The sequence below is a fragment of the Solidesulfovibrio carbinolicus genome (genome assembly GCF_004135975.1).
GTDB lineage: Bacteria > Desulfobacterota > Desulfovibrionia > Desulfovibrionales > Desulfovibrionaceae > Solidesulfovibrio > Solidesulfovibrio carbinolicus.
Genome location: NZ_CP026538.1, coordinates 486,458 through 501,211 on the forward strand (window position 1 = coordinate 486,458; position 14,754 = coordinate 501,211).

Below are 14,754 nucleotides of genomic sequence, written 5' to 3' on the forward strand. Positions count from 1 at the left end.
TCCCGGCGCGGGCCGTCTTTCGGCGGCCCGCGTTTTTTGGAGAAGGCGAAATGCTGCGCCGGTTGTCCGAGAGCGTGGAGCGGTACATGGCCGCCCAGGAAGCGTCGGCCCGGCGTAATTTTGTCGAGGTCTGCCGGCGCTGGGCCGAGATCGTGGGGCCGGAGACGGCGGAATTGCTGCGTCCCCTGGGGCATAAGCGGCGAGACCTGTACCTGGGCGCGGACGATCCGGTGGCGCTGCAGGAGATGGTTTTCGCGGCTCCGGAGATTTTATCGCTGGTCAATGCGGCTTTGGGCCACGAAGCCTTTGACAAGGTGCGGTTCGATCTGCTAGGAGGCCGGGTTCCTTTGGATGCGTTGCGGGCGATCCCGCCGCGTTTTTCCACGCCCGCCGAGGTACGGCCCGAAGGGCTGGGCGGGCTTGTAGGGAAGCTTGATCCGAACTCGCCGGTCGGACGCTGTTACGCCAAGTATGTGGCGTACTTTGAATCCGGTCCGGGTTCCGATTCGGGCGGGCGACGCAAGGCGCGCCGCGCGAAGCGGGGCTAGGCGAACCGACAAGGCGAGATATCATTTTTTTGGAGGCGAACATGAGCGAAGGGTTGCAGCTTGATCTGAAGAAGCCCCTGGACAAGATGACGGCCAAGGAACTGCGCGAGCTGGTGCTCAAGCAGATCCCGCAGGTGACCGGCGCTTCTGGCCTGGGCAAGGACGAACTTCTGGTGCAGATCAAGGAAGTTCTGGGCATTGGCGGCGAGGACGGACCGAAAGTTTCTCCGTACAAGACGAAGATTCTGTCGATGAAGAGCAAGATGCGTTCGCTGCGTACGGCTCGCACCGAGGTTGCTGGGGACGGTTCCCGTAAGCAGAAGGAGATTCTGCGCCGTCAGATCAACAAGCTCAAAAAGCGCACCCGTCGTCTGGCCAAGGCCTAGGGTTCGTCGAGAAAGTTTGAAAAAAGTTCTTGACGGGGAGCTGGGACCGGAGTAAAACACTGCTTCTTGGCTGCTGGGGGATCGTCTAGCGGCAGGACTGTGGACTCTGACTCCACCAACCTAGGTTCGAATCCTAGTCCCCCAGCCAAGAAAACGAAACGTCCCCATCGTCTAGCCTGGTCCAGGACATCGGCCTTTCACGCCGGTAACAGGGGTTCAAATCCCCTTGGGGACGCCAAGCAAATTCAAGGCGTCAAGCTCCCGCGATAGCGGGGTCTTGACGCCTTTCCTTTTTTCTTCCCGCTCTTTCGACATGTCCCTCCGGCCCGTGGCTGTGCTGCTGCACACCACGGGTTTTCTTGTTGTTGAACCCCACCCCTCGCTATGGCCGTCCCGCAAGGGCGGGACGGCCGGGATTTGGGCCGAGTCGTCCGGCAAGCTCGCGGAGAGCATTTCCGCCTTGTCTTGCTTCGGCCGAGTCCCAGCCGATCTCGGCGCGTCCATCGGCGCGCCATGTGCGGGCGTCAGCCACGCTAACATGGCTCCCCTCGTTCAATCATCCAAAAAGCAAACCATGCAAAGGCCGCTCCGGGATTCCATGATCCCAGAAAGGCCTTCAGGAGGCCGTATGGTGGCCAGCTTGGCGCATACCCGCAGCATTGATGAGCACAACGCTTGGATTCTGACCAATGCCAAGCCCTACACCAGCACCGTGGAAAGCCTTGCCCGGGAGTGTGGACAGTCCGTCCAGGGGTTGAAGGCTCACCTTCGCGAGCTGGAGGACAAGAAATTGATCTCGGTGACTTGGCATCTTGATGGCCGGGTCACCTTTATCCTGCTTCCCATTGGCTCGGGCGCTTCTCGCCCTAAGGACCGTCAAAGCCCGAGAAAGACCAAGGGATTTCGCAGCAAGAGGAAAAGATGATGAGCCTGGCTGCTGGAGCCTGTGGCTTTCTCTCGTGGAACCTTCACAAGGCGAAACCTCCCCGTGCAGGGGCGGTCGGTCGGGCGTGGTGTCCCGGCCCTGATGAGCCAGCCGCTCGGTCAACCTTGTCCACGGAGAACTGCCGTTGACGTAAACCAGTAGGCCGAAAAAGGCGAAACCCGTTGGCTGCAACCAACGGGTTTCAAAGGCAGCCGGTGTTGCCACCGGGCCGCAAAGGCACCGAATGGCAATACTCTTATCCTAAGTGATGAAGCACCGTCAAGGTTGCGCTGCTTGGTTATTGCCTTTTTCGGGCCTTGTTTAAGGCACCGAAATCATGGAAGTTTGTGGAATTATTCTGGCAAATGGACTCGTTGTTCCAAGTTTTTTTGAAAAACTCGAAAAGCAAGAGATCTCCTTGGGAGCCAGATGCACGTATGGCGTGCTGGCCCAGGTTTCAGGGAAGTCGGATCACTGCTGGCCGTCGCAAAAGTATTTAGCGGAACGCCTCGGCGTCAGCATCCGCACAATCCAGAAGTACCTGAAAGAACTGGTACGGTTAGGCTTTATCGCCATCCTCAGCGGGCACGACGGCGAGACCAATACCTATCAACTGCTGCCGCATCCGTTGGTCCTTTGCGAGCTGGAGAGCCGCGCGGCCCGCGTCTCCTCCACGCCCGCCACCCCTGAAAAATCTTCAGGGGGCCATGGCGAAAATATTGCGCCCGTATTTAAGAAAGAAGAAAAGAATACCCCCCTTACCCCCCAACGGGGGGGAGAGGGGGCGCGATCCGCTCGCTCCCCTGCCTGGAAGCCGGAGGCGATTGCGGCCTTTGATCGCGTGTGGGCCGTCTGGCCCGTTCAGGAAGCCCGCAAGGCGGCTCTGCGTTGGTGGATGCGCTTGTGGCGACTGCGCAGCTTGCCCACCCTCGAAAGCATCCTGGCTTCCGTCAGGGCGCACATGGCTCAAAATCCCAGGTGGAAACGCGGATTTGTCCCCTTTCTGGTGACTTGGCTCAAGGGGCGACGCTGGGAAGATGCAGCCCCGGTTCAACCGGCTCTTTCCGAATCGAAAGTCCTCTCCACTCCTGACGAATCAGCCTCGGCCAAGATCGGGTCAAAGACTGTTGGACTCCAAGGAGGAAAAGGCGAGGCAGCCACCTCGAACGCAGCCTGTTCGCCTGTCCCTGCTGGAGTTTGGCAGCAGCTCGATGCCGTTTTGGGTGTCTGGCCAGGGGAACTGACCGAAGCCCAGCTTTCCCACGTGCGAGGCACGTGGCGGTATCTGTATTCCCAGGGTCAGTTGCCTGCCCAGGAAACTCTTTTGCAAATCGCGCGCGCGGCAACAAACAACTTTAGCAGGTGGCTTCATGTCTTCCAGCAAAGGCAAAATTCAAAATCCCAAGAAATATGTGCGGCGTCGTGGTGTTGCACGTATTGATGTTATTGCAAACAGAGCGATCATAGAGAAATGGCTTGACGATCAGTTTAATGCTGAAGCGATTTATTATGGGCTAATATCAAATAAATTGATTGGCGAATCGTATTCATACAGAACTTTTTTGAGAGCGCTGTATGATTTGATTCCTAAATCACGTGCTAATATATCTCGGCCTTCAAAAACACGAGATACATCAGTGCTTGTTGAAGAGTCTTCTGAGAAGACTGAAATAGAATCTCCAAGGAACACTGAAGAGGTAATCCTTCCTAAAAAAGAAATACAAGGCCCAAGAAATGCTGTCGTGAAGACCAATGTGCAAACATTTGCAATTCCGTCAAACAATATAACAGGGGATGATGACTAGATGGCCACAGACGTCAGGACGGGAAAAAGCTCTCGGGACAAGGGTGAGGTTGAGATTGCCCTCGTGGACGGGATGCCTGTCGTTTCCAGCCTGAAGGTGGCCGAACATTTCCGCAAACGGCATGACGATGTTTTGAAGGCGATCAGGAATATTTCTGGGGGGTTGCCTGAAGATTTTTGTGCCCGCAATTTTGCGGAGACATCCGTTGAGGTCGCTCAACCTAATGGTGGGGTCCGGACCCTGCCTGCTTTTGACCTGACTCGTGATGCCTTTGCGCTCGTCATCATGGGGTTTACTGGCTCCAAAGCATTGGCCTGGAAAATTCGTTATATCGAAGCGTTTAACGCCATGGAAAAGAAGATTCTCCATCAATTAAAAAGCAATACTCAACAAGAATTAGATGCAGCTAACGAAGATAATAAGCAACAGTTTCAATTCAAGCAATGGGAATCGATTGATGGTGAAAAGCTTAAAGGCATTATTGGATGGTTAAATTATTGGTGTAAAATTGACAATCTAGAATTTGATGAAGCTGTAAAGCAACTATGCACAGTCCTTCAGGTCAATAATTTGCAAGAAATACAAGAAGAAGACACTGTGTACATTTATAATTTTATCTGGTGCTCATTGTTCAAAATAAGAAATAAATCTGGTGTTGAGTTAACTAAAGAACAGCAAGATGCATTTAATGGAATTTTATTATTCTGGGAAAAGTGTTTAGGTGAGAGTAGTGTAAACATCGTATCATTCATATGCACAAAGTGTAATATTAAGTCGTTTAGTGAAATAAAGCAGCATTCCCTTGATAAAGCTTTTAATGCGGCACTGCTTGGCATATTCCGTCATGTTTTTTGTAATTTGAGTGACAAGGTTTATAAGATTTAGTTTTTTCTAGGAGGCTTTTCAATGGCGACAATTCATTTTGTTTTGCAAGGAAAAGGCGGTGTTGGAAAATCATTCATCGCCAGCCTGCTCGTGCAGTATCTAAAACTGAAGGGTTGCGCGGTCGATGCCATCGACACCGATCCCGTCAACAACACGCTTGCCGGCTACAAAGAATTCGATGTCAGCATCTTGCCCATCTTGCGAGAGAACAACGTTGATCCGCGCATGTTCGACAGCTTGATGGAAACCGCCCTGGGGCTGCCTGAGGACGCCCATCTCGTCATCGACAACGGCGCATCGAGCTTCATTCCCCTTTGCTCCTACCTCCTCGAAAACGAGGCCATCAATCTGCTTCAGGCCGAGGGGCACACCGTCATGCTGCATTCCGTGGTGACAGGTGGCCAAGGGATCATGGACACGGTCAACGGCCTGGCTGCTCTGGCCAAATACTTCCCCGAGGCCCACTTGGCTGTCTGGCTCAATCCCAAGGATGGCGAGATCGCCCTGGATGGCCTGACCTTCTACGACTTCAAAGTGTTCAAGGAGTACGGCAACAGCTTCCATTCGGTGATCGAGCTGCCCCACCGCAACACGGCTACCTTTGGCAAAGACCTCTCCGACCACTTGGCCCGGCGTCTGTCCTTCGACGCAGCCATTAATTCCTCGCAGCCCATCATGGTCCGGCGTCGGCTCAGCAAGTACTGGGATGACGTGGTGGCCATCATGGACCGGGCCAACCTCCTCCTGGGGGTGGCGGCGTAATGGCTCCCGAATCAGAGGCCCACGATGAGGCCCCGGCCCAGGCAATGCCGGATGGCATCGGCCTGAGCATCGAGCAGGTGCGGACCCTGCTGATCCAGGCGCACAAAACCACCATGAGCGATGACGACCCCATGCTCATGCTGGTGACCATCAACAACGCTTTTTTAGGCGAATACGACAAGCTGCTCGACCGCCACAACGAGGCCCTGACCGCCTTCCTCGTGGATCAAGCGCACGAATACCTGGAAGTGGCCCGGGTGGCGGCGGAGGCCGCCTCTGGCGTCGGCGTCATCCAGGAGACCTGCCGGAAGCATCTGGCGGCGGTGAACGTGTGCCAGGGGAACATGAAATGGCTGGCAGCGATCACAGCCATTTCGGCGCTGCTCAACGTGGCTGTTTTTGTCTTGGGGGCTTTACGATGAGTGACCCCCGCCTGATCCGCAGCCTGGAGCAAGCCATGGGCAGCATGGTCTACGACGCTCTCCAGGCTCCCGACGTCCTGGAAATCATGCTCAATCCGTGCGGCCTCCTGTGGCTTGAACGCTTTGGGGAACCCATGCGCCAAGTGGGAAACCTTTCGCCTGAGCAGGGTCGCCAGGTTGTCTCCCTTGTCGCGTCCTCCCTCGGGACAACCATTACCCGGGAGCAGCCCGTGGTAGAGGGCGAGTTCCCTATCGACGGGAGCCGCTTCGAAGGGACCGACTTCCCCATCGTCCCTGGGCCGTCGTTTACGATCCGCAAAAAGCCCAGCACGGTTTTCACCCTCGAAGACTATGTCGACAAGGGAATCCTGTCCCCGAACCTCCTGCCGTTTTTGCATCAGGCGATCCTGCGCAAGTGCAACATCCTTGTGGTTGGCGGGACTGGCTCCGGGAAAACCACCCTCGTTAATGCCATGATCGAGGCGCTCTCTCGCCTGTGCCCTGATGACCGAATTGTTGCCATGGAGGACACCTGCGAACTCCAGGTGTCCAGTCCAAACCGGGTGATGTTCCGGACCTCGGACACCATGGACATGCAGCGCCTGACCAAGGTCACCATGCGCTATCGGCCCGACCGAATTCTCGTGGGCGAGGTGCGCGACGGCGCGGCGCTCGATCTCCTCAAGGCCTGGAATACCGGCCATCCGGGTGGCATCGCCACGCTGCACGCCGACAGTGCCTTAGACGCCCTCGGCCGCCTGGAAGACCTGGTCGCCGAACGCCTTACCGCTCCGATGCACCGGCTGATCAGCCGAGCCATCAACGTGATTGTCTTTATTCGCAAGACACCCGAGGGGCGGCAAATTTCAGAAGTCGCTTTCGTTCATGGTTATGATTCTGCGAACCATGCATATCATCTTGAATACGTTTTAAAGAGCAATATTAGCGTGAATCAAGGTAAGTGGTATCAAGAATATATCAAAGGAGATTGCAATGCGTAAGAAGGATGTTTGTTTCGTTTTGGCTGCGGCTGTTGTTTTGATGACCTGTTCGGATGCCCTGGCTTCCGGCGGAATTTCGGAATTCTCGTCGCCTCTGGAAAAGGTCGTTCAGACGATTACTGGTTCCGCCGGAAAATGGATTTCCATTACCGCCATGGCTATCTGTGGCGCGGTTTACATTTTCAATAAGGAGGACATCTCCGGCGGCTTTAAACTCCTTCTGTCCGTCGTTTTCGGCATTTCTTTCATCGCCTTCGCAACGAACATTGTTGAGTCTGTGTTCTCCTTCAGTGGCGCGATAATCTAACATGAGGACGCTCCCTATCCATCAGTCTTTGCATCGTCATAATCACGTGATGGGTGCTGAACGGGAAATCGCGCTGTGCATCTGCCTGTTTGCCATGCTTGTCGGCGTCGGCGGCATGACCTGGATTTCGGGGCTTGCGGCGGTGCTGTTCTACGGTGGGGGGCTCCTGGTGGCCAGGAGGATGGCCAAGGCTGACCCGATCATGAGCAAGGTCTGGATGCGCCATATCAAACAACAACTCTACTACCCTGCCAAAGCCAGCATTTGGAGGAGAAACTGATGCTCAATCTGCGCAAGTTCCGCTCCCGCGCACGTGGCGTCTCGGACCTGCTGCCCTATGCGGCCCTCATTGCCCCGGGCATCGTGCTTTGCAAAGACGGGACGTTTCTGGCGGGATTTGTCGCGCATGGGCAGGACACAGCATCCAGTACCGCCGACGAATTAGCCTTTGTTTCCGCCCAGTTCAACAACGCGGTAAAACTTCTGGGCTCCGGATGGATGCTGCATGTGGATGCGGTGCGCAGCATTCATCATGCCTACTCCCGGCCCGAAGACAGCCACTTTCCAGACCCCGTCTCGCAGCTCATTGATGACGAGCGCCGCGACTTTTTCAGCGGCGGCGTCTGCTATCGCACAAAGACCGTCGTCATCCTGAGCTTCAAGCCGAATTTCGGCGCTGAAAAGATGACTGCCGCCGCCAAGACCGGCGGCGGCAGTTCCACCGCTTTGGAACGCAGCCTGGAACTCTTTCAGAATACCCTGCTTGAGTTCGAGGATGCCCTTTCGGCGGTCCTGCACCTGAAACGACTCGCGGACTATGCCGAAGCGGACGAAAGCGGCTCCTCGGCGCGCTACAGCGAGCTGCTGTCTCATCTCCAGCTGTGCCTGACGGGCATCGAGCAGCCCGTCCAGGTTCCGGATACGCCCATGTACCTGGACGCTCTTCTCGGCTGTGAGGAGCTGATTGGCGGTTTGACGCCCCGGATCGGCGACCAGCACATCGCGGTCATCAGCATTGACGGCCTGCCTCAGGAGAGTTGGCCGGCCATGCTTTCAGTCCTGGACGGCTTGCAGCTACAGTATCGGTTTTCTTCCCGGTTCATCTGTCTGGATCAGCTGGATGCCCAAAAAGAGATCACATCGTACCGCAAGGGATGGGAGCAAAACGTTTTTCGGTTTGTGGACAAATATTTCAACTTGCCCAACGCGCGCCCGAATATGGACGCGTCCAACATGGTCAATGACGCTGGCGATGCACTCATGGAGGTCCAAGGCGGTTATGTCGGGGCCGGATTTTTAAGCGCCTGCATTGTGCTGCTCCATGAGGACCAGGTCATCTTGCAGGACTGGGCTCGCGAACTCCGCCGGGCGATCCTCACGCTTGGCTTCGGCTGCCGAATCGAAACCATCAACGCCTTGGACGCCTGGCTCGGCACGCACCCCGGCAACTGGTTCGCTAACCTCCGCAGGCCCCTCATCAACACCTTGAACCTTGCCGATCTGCTTCCTCTCTCCAGCATCTGGGCGGGTGAGCGGAATTGCCCATGTCCGTTTTATCCGGCCGAATCTCCGGCCCTCATGGTGTGCACGACGGACGGTTCCACGCCGTTCTGGTTCAACCTGCATGTGAGAGATGTCGGGCACACCTTGATTTTCGGCCCCATCGGTGCCGGCAAGTCCACCTTGTTGGCGCTGATCGCGGCGCAGTTCCGGCGGTATGACCAGGCCCAGGTTTTCGCCTTTGATAAGGGCATGTCTATGTTCGCCCTCTGCGAAGCCGTGGGCGGCACCCACTACGATGTCGGCGGCAGTGACGCGCTGTCGTTTGCCCCATTGCAGCGCATAGACGATCCCGCCGAACTGGCCTGGGCCGAAGAGTGGGTGGGCACTCTCCTGGAGCTCCAGGGAGCCCCGGTCACTCCCCGGGACCGCAACGAAATCCACAAGGCCATGAGCCTGCTGCGCACCAGCCCGGTCGGGATGCGCAGCCTCACCGATTTCGTGAACCTGCTCCAGGATCAACGCCTGAAGGAGGGGCTCCAGCACTACACCCGGGCCGGAGCCATGGGCTACCTGCTTGATGCCGAGGCCGATCAGCTTGGCCTTTCGCCCTTCATGGTTTTCGAGATCGAGGACCTCATGAACCTGGGCGACAAGAACCTGATCCCTGTGCTGCTCTACCTCTTCCACCGGATTGAGAAAGCCCTCACCGGCCAGCCAGTTCTGCTGGTCCTGGATGAGGCCTGGCTCATGCTCGGGCATCCCGTCTTCCGCGCCAAAATCCGTGAATGGCTCAAGGTCTTGCGAAAGGCCAACTGCGCCGTGGTGATGGCCACGCAAAGTCTCTCGGACGCTAAAAACTCCGGGATACTGGATGTTTTGGTGGAATCCTGCCAGACAAAGGTCTTTTTGCCGAACATTACGGCGCGCCAGGAAGTACAGTCTGAATTGTACCAGCAGATGGGCCTTAACAACAAACAAATAGAAATCATCGCTTCGGCTACGCCAAAGCGTGATTATTACGTTGTTACGCCATACGGAAGAAGATTAATACAATTAGCTTTACAAACAACTGAACTCGCTTTCGTAGGTATTAGTGATAAGGAAAACATCTCAAGGATAAAAGAACTTAAGATACAATACGGCGCCGATTGGCCTCGGGTGTGGGTTGCAGAGCAAAACCAAAGACGTGCCGCATAAGGAGCCTGTTATGAAAATTTCGTCTTTATCCAGTGCGTTTGTCTGTTCATTTTTAATGGTGTTTGTTTTTTCAAATTCGTCAAACGCTCAGTATGTTGTGCATTGCACAAACTGTAGCGATACTTTTACACAGTCGCTTGAGCGAGTGACCAATCTTGAAAAACTGCAACAGGTATACAAGCAAGTTACAGAGGCCATTAAGCAAACTGAGCAACAAATTGAGCTAGTTCAAAAGAATATAGATCAGTTGGAAAACATGGTCAAAAACACCGTCAGTCTCCCAGATAAACTCAGGACGAAGATACTTGGGACATTTCAAAAACTGTCGTCGCTGTCGCAATCATTGAACCTGCAAAGAGGTGACGCCTCTGCGCTGAGCCAGATTTTTAGCAGCACGTATGCCGGCACAGGCACTATTCGGGACCTGGCCAAGTCCACCAGGGAGACGATGGAATCGGCTGCCGGCACCTTCGATGAGATGCGCAAAAAGTGGTCTGATGAAGTGGATCGTTCACAACAGGCAGCTTTTCAAGAGTCCGGAATGCAAATCCAAGACCTCGAACAAAAGGCCACTGAGCTGGAGAGCCAGCTCAATGACCTTTTGACGACGCCAGACGGACAAATGAAGGCGCTTGAGGCCGGGAATCAGCTTGCGACGATGCAACTCCAGGAAGCGCAAAAGCTCCGCTCTCTTCTGTCTATCTCTGTTCAGGCCAGCGTCCAGAAAACCATGAAGGACGAGAAGAATCAACAGATAGAAGAAGAAGCATGGAAAGGAGTTTTGTCCACTGATAAAATTGGAAACTATACATCAAAAACTGATTTTTAAAATTGAACATTGGCCTTGTAGTCTTTGATTTTGTCCGTCTTAAGAAATTCATCGTGGGATTTTTTACGAGATGCTTGTTCTTCAGCTTCGCGTTTCAGTTTCTCGATTTCGAGCTGCGTTCGTTCTTTTTCCAGTTTGGCTTGTTCTGATTCTCCACAGCCTTGAAGGGCAAAAGAACTGAGGGCTAAGACAAGAATGAGGGTCATTATGGTAAAGGGCTTCATCAAAATCTCCTCCATTGCAGTTATTGCTTTGTTGATTGTGTTCGCTTGTGATGCGTTCGCACAATCTGGAGTTTCGGTTGATACTGTTGGCAAAATAGTTTCCGCATTCACAGAGAAATCTAATGCATGGGGAAAAGCTCTTCAGCAGTATGCTTTGGGCTTGTTCAAGCTTTGCACGACATTAACGATAGCAATGTTTGGTGTCAAGGCCGTTCTTAATAGGCATCAACTTGGAGAAGTTCTTGGCCAATTTGTTATGACTCTAGTGTTTTGTGGGTTTGTTCTTGCTGTAATTAATTACTATCAAGAATGGTCTGGGAATATAATTACTGGGTTGAGGAACATCGCTGGAGAACTTGGGCCAAGTAATTTGCAAATAGATAAGCCGCTTGAGGTGGGTTATAAAATGGCAACAACTATTTTTAAAAAGCTCAGTGTTTTTAGCCCTGGCGAATCAGTTGGCTATGTAATTGCTGCTTTAGTTGTGATGATCGCTTTTGCACTTATTACCGCTCAAGTCGTACTTATAAAATGTGAAGCAGCAATTGTAATGAACGCTGCTATGATTTTGCTTGGTCTTGGTGGTGCAAGTTTTCTAAAAGAGTACGCAATAAATGTTATGCGCTATGTCCTTTCCGTCGCGTTCAAACTTTTTGTTATGCAACTTGTTCTTGGACTTGGGTTGCAATTCATTCAAGACATGGCTATGTCAGAAGCAAACTTTGAAGATATAATCATTATTATTGGTGTATCAGTCGTGCTGTTTGCCTTGGTCAAGAGTCTTCCTGACGCCATTGCCGGTGTCATTAATGGTTCCAACGTAAGTAGCGGGTCAGCCCTAAGCCAAGCTGGAGCGGCATTAGCCGGCGGCGCGGCTGCCGCTGTGGGCGGAGCCATTGGCGGGGCCGCTGGTACGTGGGGAGCAAGCCAGGCGGTGAAGAAAGCCGCACAAACCGCCGGTATGTCGGGTGCCTCAGGCGCATTCGGTAAGGCTGGCGCGTTCAAAGATGCTCTCTGGGGGTCTCACATGGACGCCCGGTTTGATCGAAGGCGCGCAGGCCACTTCACTTCCATGAATGCCAACGCAGGCAGGCGACTCAAGGAAATGAAGATGAACAAGATGAGCAGTGACCCCAGTAAAGATAAAGGGGAAGAATGATGATAAAGGCTGAAAACTATCACCTGTATGAAATAGATCGTGGCCATTTGGTGTCTTGTTCTTTTTGTTGTGCAAAAAGAACAGAGAGCTATTTTGGTTGTACGCGAACAAAATTGCCAGGAAAGTTAACATGTCGTTTGCATTCATTTCTTGAAAAAAAGGCTCAAGAGGAATTGGCCATAATAGCGATTGAAGTAATTGAAAAGTATGTCACGTTGTCAAACTTCGAGTCCCTGTGTTGCGGTGTGCATTTTCATAGATCATTCATGGGTCAATTAATTAAAACAAAAAACTCTTTTCAAAGGTACCGTAGGTTGATGCTTCATGTTGAAAGTATTGGCCGGCAATTTATCGGCAGAGATGAAGACGCAAAGAGGACTGCTGCCAGTGTTGGCCCTGACACCGGCAGCTCCAATAATGAGGGAGACGACGCATGAGCCTGCGTCAGTCCTCAAGTTGCTCCACCTTGACCCCCAAGGCCGCCGCGATCTTGGCCAGGGTGGCCCGGCGGGGTTTAGCGCCAAAGGCCTCCATTTGGGCGAAGGATGCCCGCGTGACGCCAATTTTGGCCGCCATCTGTTCTTGCGTCATGCCCAGGTGTTCACGCCATGCCCGGACTAGGCTCTTCTCCTCCATCAGCGCGATCTCCGCGACTTCCACGGGGATGTTGGCGCGCTTTTCCTTCTGGCCAGTCAGCTCCTGGTACTCCTCGTACGGCACAATGACGAACAGGGGTTGTCCGCCGTGCTCGATCACCTGGTGCTTAATAGGTGTGCTCATTGCGTCGCTTGACCTCCGTGATCTCGATGTAGTTGCCGTCCACGGTGAAAAAGGCCCGGTAATCGCCGATTCGCAGACGGTAGCCGTCAAGCTGCGTGAGGTGCTTCACGTTACGGCAGTTCGGCCAGTGCGCGAGTTCCTTGAAGGCTTTCAGGATGGCGGCTCGGTCTGACTTGGGGAAGTTCCGCATTTGCTTGAAGGCCTTCGGGGTGATTTCGACCGTGTTCATAAGTCAAATGTAAATAAAGGATGGTTTAATGTCAAGTAAAAACCATCAATATATTGCAAGACGAGATGGCTTTCAGATGAAAGAGTGAAAGCAAGAAAACACGAAAAACCGCAAGGGAGAATAGCCGAATGCAGCATAAACCGAAATCCAGAAGCGATGCCCCCGGTAGGGGCGTCAGTGTTGGAGAACCTTATGTTTCCGGGCGCGAAGAGTGGCTTGAGCGCTACGGTAGCTACATCCAGCGGGCTCGCCAATGGCGCATGGCTGCTTTCGGCTGCCTTGTTATTGCTGCCGTGGCTGTCGCCGGCAATGTCATCCAAGCCAGCCAGCATAAAGTGGTTCCCTACATTGTTGAGGTGGACAAGCTGGGCCGGATCACGGCCGTTGAACGCGCGTCGGACGCATCGGTCACCCCAACGCGGGTCATTCAGGCGACTCTTTCGGATTTCGTCATCAACTGGCGCAGCGTGACCGCCGATCTAGATTTGCAAAAACGAATGCTTGAACGCCTGTCCTACGTAGTTACTGGAGCTGCTAAAGGACAAATGAGACAATGGTACGAAACAAACAATCCCTATGAGCGTGCCAAGGATAAGTTGGTTCAAGTCTATATCAAAAGCGTTCCTTCCCAAGTGAGTACGGATTCATGGCGCGTTGAATGGGATGAAATAACGCGGAATCATTCTGGAGTACAAATTGCGAGTGAAACGTATCAAGCGACCTTGACTATACAAATCCAGCCACCTTCATCTGATGCTCAAATTATTCGTAACCCTGGCGGCGTCTACGTGACGGCCATGTCCAGCTCCACAGTCATGGAGCCTGCCCCTTCAACCTCCAGGAAGTAGGATGCTGCAATGAGAAAATTGATGTACACGGTGCTGATTTTCACCGTGCTCCTCGGCTCGCAGGCCAGCGCTGAGGAAAAACCCAAGGGATGGATTCCTGAAGACTACAAAATGGAGGGGATGGGCACAAAAGGCGAGAAGAGTTCGAAACCAAATATTTCCTTACCTCCTTTGGAGTATGTCAGTCCCAATATCCCTCTGAGCCCTAGGGACCGGAAGGCCGTCCAAATGGCCAAGGACTGGGAAGGTGCGACCCCGGCCCCGATCCAGGCCAATGGGAAGGTCATGTACACCTTTGGCGCTTCCTCGCCCACGGTGATCGGCGCGCCGCTCCAGATTTGCGACGTGGAACTTCAGCCGGGCGAGTCCGTCAATGAAGTGGTTGTTGGCGACTCAGCCCGCTGGATGCTGGAAATCGCCAAATCCGGCAACACGGCGCACATTCTCATCAAACCCGTGGACGCGGGGCTCTCCACCAGCGCGGTGATCACCACGGATCGCCGCGCCTATCACCTCACCTTAAAAAGCCAGCAAACAGGGCATACCCCGCAGGTAGCCTTCCTCTACCCCGGCGACAGCACCGCCCGACTTCGTGAAAAGGAGGTCCAGAGCGCCAAGGAAAAGGAATTCAAAACGGCTGAGGTCGATGGACAGACCAAGGACCTGAGTCAATTGAACTTCGGGTACGAGGTCAGCGGTGACGCCCCTTGGAAGCCGTTGCAGGTTTTCGACGACGGCCGACAAATGTTCATCAAGTTGCCGGCGGCGGTCCAATCCAGTGATGCCCCGGTGGTCCTGGTCCGAAACGGCGGCCAGGACACCTTGGCCAACTTCCGGATGAAAAACTTGACCCTGCTCGTAGATGGGGTCTTTCCCGAGGCAAAGCTGATCTCCGGCGTGGGCAGCAAACAACAACGCGTCACCATCCGGAAAGCGAAGTGAGG

At 53.9% G+C, this 14,754-nt stretch carries 20 protein-coding genes, 2 tRNA genes and 1 other RNA gene; 20 read left to right on the forward strand and 3 right to left on the reverse strand.

What is annotated here, in order from left to right; translation table 11 throughout:
• Positions 1 to 50: 50 nt before the first annotated feature.
• From C3Y92_RS02110 to trbJ, 16 genes are all read left to right on the forward strand, one after another.
• Positions 51 to 548: a DUF721 domain-containing protein gene (locus C3Y92_RS02110; protein ID WP_129349052.1), complete on the forward strand. Its 498-nt coding sequence runs from the start codon at positions 51 to 53 to the stop codon at positions 546 to 548.
• A gap of 41 nt (positions 549 to 589) precedes the next feature.
• On the forward strand, positions 590 to 934 hold the full coding sequence (locus C3Y92_RS02115) for a hypothetical protein (protein WP_129349054.1): 345 nt from the start codon (positions 590 to 592) through the stop codon (positions 932 to 934).
• A gap of 74 nt (positions 935 to 1,008) precedes the next feature.
• Positions 1,009 to 1,082: transfer RNA gene (locus tag C3Y92_RS02120), tRNA-Gln, on the forward strand.
• 12 nt (positions 1,083 to 1,094) lie between these two features.
• A tRNA-Glu gene (locus tag C3Y92_RS02125) sits at positions 1,095 to 1,172 on the forward strand.
• A 390-nt stretch (positions 1,173 to 1,562) separates the two neighbouring features.
• Entirely contained in the window at positions 1,563 to 1,859 is a 297-nt protein-coding gene (locus C3Y92_RS02130; protein WP_129349056.1) for a hypothetical protein, read from the forward strand.
• A 48-nt stretch (positions 1,860 to 1,907) separates the two neighbouring features.
• Positions 1,908 to 1,976, forward strand: an RNA gene (locus tag C3Y92_RS02135) — hammerhead ribozyme type II.
• A gap of 220 nt (positions 1,977 to 2,196) precedes the next feature.
• The gene (locus tag C3Y92_RS02140; RefSeq protein ID WP_129349058.1) at positions 2,197 to 3,300 is read left to right on the forward strand and encodes a helix-turn-helix domain-containing protein; all 1,104 of its coding nucleotides are present in this window, start codon (positions 2,197 to 2,199) and stop codon (positions 3,298 to 3,300) included.
• A complete protein-coding gene (locus tag C3Y92_RS02145) occupies positions 3,230 to 3,664 on the forward strand; it encodes a hypothetical protein (protein WP_129349060.1) in 435 nt (144 codons plus the stop codon). Before C3Y92_RS02140 ends, C3Y92_RS02145 begins: the two co-directional genes overlap by 71 nt.
• Positions 3,665 to 4,549 carry a Rha family transcriptional regulator gene (locus C3Y92_RS02150; RefSeq protein WP_129349062.1) on the forward strand — a complete coding sequence of 295 codons (885 nt, stop codon included), beginning with the start codon at positions 3,665 to 3,667 and terminating at the stop codon, positions 4,547 to 4,549.
• Between the two features lie 21 nt (positions 4,550 to 4,570).
• Positions 4,571 to 5,311, forward strand: a complete 741-nt coding sequence (locus tag C3Y92_RS02155) for a nucleotide-binding protein (RefSeq protein ID WP_129349064.1) — start codon at positions 4,571 to 4,573, stop codon at positions 5,309 to 5,311.
• A complete protein-coding gene (locus C3Y92_RS02160; protein ID WP_129349066.1) occupies positions 5,311 to 5,733 on the forward strand; it encodes a hypothetical protein in 423 nt (140 codons plus the stop codon). Before C3Y92_RS02155 ends, C3Y92_RS02160 begins: the two co-directional genes overlap by 1 nt.
• Positions 5,661 to 6,734 (forward strand): P-type conjugative transfer ATPase TrbB, encoded by a 1,074-nt coding sequence (gene trbB, locus C3Y92_RS02165; RefSeq protein WP_328591060.1) that lies wholly within the window; start codon positions 5,661 to 5,663, stop codon positions 6,732 to 6,734. Before C3Y92_RS02160 ends, trbB begins: the two co-directional genes overlap by 73 nt.
• Positions 6,727 to 7,041, forward strand: coding sequence for a TrbC/VirB2 family protein (locus C3Y92_RS02170; protein WP_129349068.1), 315 nt, complete (start codon positions 6,727 to 6,729; stop codon positions 7,039 to 7,041). The genes trbB and C3Y92_RS02170 overlap by 8 nt, the downstream gene beginning before the upstream one ends.
• Before the next feature lies 1 nt (position 7,042).
• On the forward strand, positions 7,043 to 7,321 hold the full coding sequence (gene trbD, locus C3Y92_RS02175) for a conjugal transfer protein TrbD (RefSeq protein WP_075353450.1): 279 nt from the start codon (positions 7,043 to 7,045) through the stop codon (positions 7,319 to 7,321).
• A complete protein-coding gene (locus C3Y92_RS02180) occupies positions 7,321 to 9,741 on the forward strand; it encodes a TraG/VirB4 family ATPase (RefSeq protein ID WP_129349070.1) in 2,421 nt (806 codons plus the stop codon). The genes trbD and C3Y92_RS02180 overlap by 1 nt, the downstream gene beginning before the upstream one ends.
• A 10-nt stretch (positions 9,742 to 9,751) precedes the next feature.
• Positions 9,752 to 10,570 (forward strand): P-type conjugative transfer protein TrbJ, encoded by an 819-nt coding sequence (gene trbJ, locus C3Y92_RS02185; protein ID WP_129349072.1) that lies wholly within the window; start codon positions 9,752 to 9,754, stop codon positions 10,568 to 10,570.
• On the opposite strand, the gene C3Y92_RS02190 is transcribed toward trbJ, so the two are convergent.
• Entirely contained in the window at positions 10,567 to 10,794 is a 228-nt protein-coding gene (locus C3Y92_RS02190) for a hypothetical protein (RefSeq protein WP_165352040.1), read from the reverse strand. The genes trbJ and C3Y92_RS02190 overlap by 4 nt on opposite strands.
• Between C3Y92_RS02190 and trbL the strand changes: the two genes are divergently transcribed.
• Positions 10,778 to 11,953: a P-type conjugative transfer protein TrbL gene (gene trbL, locus C3Y92_RS02195; protein ID WP_165352041.1), complete on the forward strand. Its 1,176-nt coding sequence runs from the start codon at positions 10,778 to 10,780 to the stop codon at positions 11,951 to 11,953. The genes C3Y92_RS02190 and trbL overlap by 17 nt on opposite strands.
• Positions 11,953 to 12,390, forward strand: coding sequence for a hypothetical protein (locus C3Y92_RS02200; protein ID WP_129349078.1), 438 nt, complete (start codon positions 11,953 to 11,955; stop codon positions 12,388 to 12,390). Before trbL ends, C3Y92_RS02200 begins: the two co-directional genes overlap by 1 nt.
• Before the next feature lie 7 nt (positions 12,391 to 12,397).
• Here C3Y92_RS02200 and C3Y92_RS02205 read toward each other — a convergent pair whose 3' ends face one another.
• Positions 12,398 to 12,733 carry a helix-turn-helix domain-containing protein gene (locus C3Y92_RS02205; RefSeq protein ID WP_129349080.1) on the reverse strand — a complete coding sequence of 112 codons (336 nt, stop codon included), beginning with the start codon at positions 12,731 to 12,733 and terminating at the stop codon, positions 12,398 to 12,400.
• Positions 12,717 to 12,962, reverse strand: coding sequence for a type II toxin-antitoxin system RelE family toxin (locus C3Y92_RS02210; RefSeq protein WP_129349082.1), 246 nt, complete (start codon positions 12,960 to 12,962; stop codon positions 12,717 to 12,719). Before C3Y92_RS02210 ends, C3Y92_RS02205 begins: the two co-directional genes overlap by 17 nt.
• 128 nt (positions 12,963 to 13,090) lie before the next feature.
• Here C3Y92_RS02210 and C3Y92_RS02215 point away from each other — a divergent pair, with 128 nt between their 5' ends.
• Both C3Y92_RS02215 and trbG read left to right on the forward strand, forming a co-directional pair.
• Entirely contained in the window at positions 13,091 to 13,810 is a 720-nt protein-coding gene (locus tag C3Y92_RS02215; RefSeq protein WP_129349084.1) for a type IV secretion system protein, read from the forward strand.
• A 21-nt stretch (positions 13,811 to 13,831) separates the two neighbouring features.
• On the forward strand, positions 13,832 to 14,752 hold the full coding sequence (trbG, locus tag C3Y92_RS02220; protein WP_235669579.1) for a P-type conjugative transfer protein TrbG: 921 nt from the start codon (positions 13,832 to 13,834) through the stop codon (positions 14,750 to 14,752).
• Positions 14,753 to 14,754: the final 2 nt, after the last annotated feature.

Coding starts and splice junctions, on each gene's coding strand:
- C3Y92_RS02110 (WP_129349052.1), top strand. CDS start 51: ATGCTGCGCCGGTTGTCCGAGAGCGTGGAGCGGTACATGGCCGCCCAG.
- C3Y92_RS02115 (WP_129349054.1), top strand. CDS start 590: ATGAGCGAAGGGTTGCAGCTTGATCTGAAGAAGCCCCTGGACAAGATG.
- C3Y92_RS02130 (WP_129349056.1), top strand. CDS start 1,563: ATGGTGGCCAGCTTGGCGCATACCCGCAGCATTGATGAGCACAACGCT.
- C3Y92_RS02140 (WP_129349058.1), top strand. CDS start 2,197: ATGGAAGTTTGTGGAATTATTCTGGCAAATGGACTCGTTGTTCCAAGT.
- C3Y92_RS02145 (WP_129349060.1), top strand. CDS start 3,230: ATGTCTTCCAGCAAAGGCAAAATTCAAAATCCCAAGAAATATGTGCGG.
- C3Y92_RS02150 (WP_129349062.1), top strand. CDS start 3,665: ATGGCCACAGACGTCAGGACGGGAAAAAGCTCTCGGGACAAGGGTGAG.
- C3Y92_RS02155 (WP_129349064.1), top strand. CDS start 4,571: ATGGCGACAATTCATTTTGTTTTGCAAGGAAAAGGCGGTGTTGGAAAA.
- C3Y92_RS02160 (WP_129349066.1), top strand. CDS start 5,311: ATGGCTCCCGAATCAGAGGCCCACGATGAGGCCCCGGCCCAGGCAATG.
- trbB (WP_328591060.1), top strand. CDS start 5,661: ATGGCTGGCAGCGATCACAGCCATTTCGGCGCTGCTCAACGTGGCTGT.
- C3Y92_RS02170 (WP_129349068.1), top strand. CDS start 6,727: ATGCGTAAGAAGGATGTTTGTTTCGTTTTGGCTGCGGCTGTTGTTTTG.
- trbD (WP_075353450.1), top strand. CDS start 7,043: ATGAGGACGCTCCCTATCCATCAGTCTTTGCATCGTCATAATCACGTG.
- C3Y92_RS02180 (WP_129349070.1), top strand. CDS start 7,321: ATGCTCAATCTGCGCAAGTTCCGCTCCCGCGCACGTGGCGTCTCGGAC.
- trbJ (WP_129349072.1), top strand. CDS start 9,752: ATGAAAATTTCGTCTTTATCCAGTGCGTTTGTCTGTTCATTTTTAATG.
- trbL (WP_165352041.1), top strand. CDS start 10,778: ATGGTAAAGGGCTTCATCAAAATCTCCTCCATTGCAGTTATTGCTTTG.
- C3Y92_RS02190 (WP_165352040.1), bottom strand. CDS start 10,794: ATGAAGCCCTTTACCATAATGACCCTCATTCTTGTCTTAGCCCTCAGT.
- C3Y92_RS02200 (WP_129349078.1), top strand. CDS start 11,953: ATGATAAAGGCTGAAAACTATCACCTGTATGAAATAGATCGTGGCCAT.
- C3Y92_RS02205 (WP_129349080.1), bottom strand. CDS start 12,733: ATGAGCACACCTATTAAGCACCAGGTGATCGAGCACGGCGGACAACCC.
- C3Y92_RS02210 (WP_129349082.1), bottom strand. CDS start 12,962: ATGAACACGGTCGAAATCACCCCGAAGGCCTTCAAGCAAATGCGGAAC.
- C3Y92_RS02215 (WP_129349084.1), top strand. CDS start 13,091: ATGCAGCATAAACCGAAATCCAGAAGCGATGCCCCCGGTAGGGGCGTC.
- trbG (WP_235669579.1), top strand. CDS start 13,832: ATGTACACGGTGCTGATTTTCACCGTGCTCCTCGGCTCGCAGGCCAGC.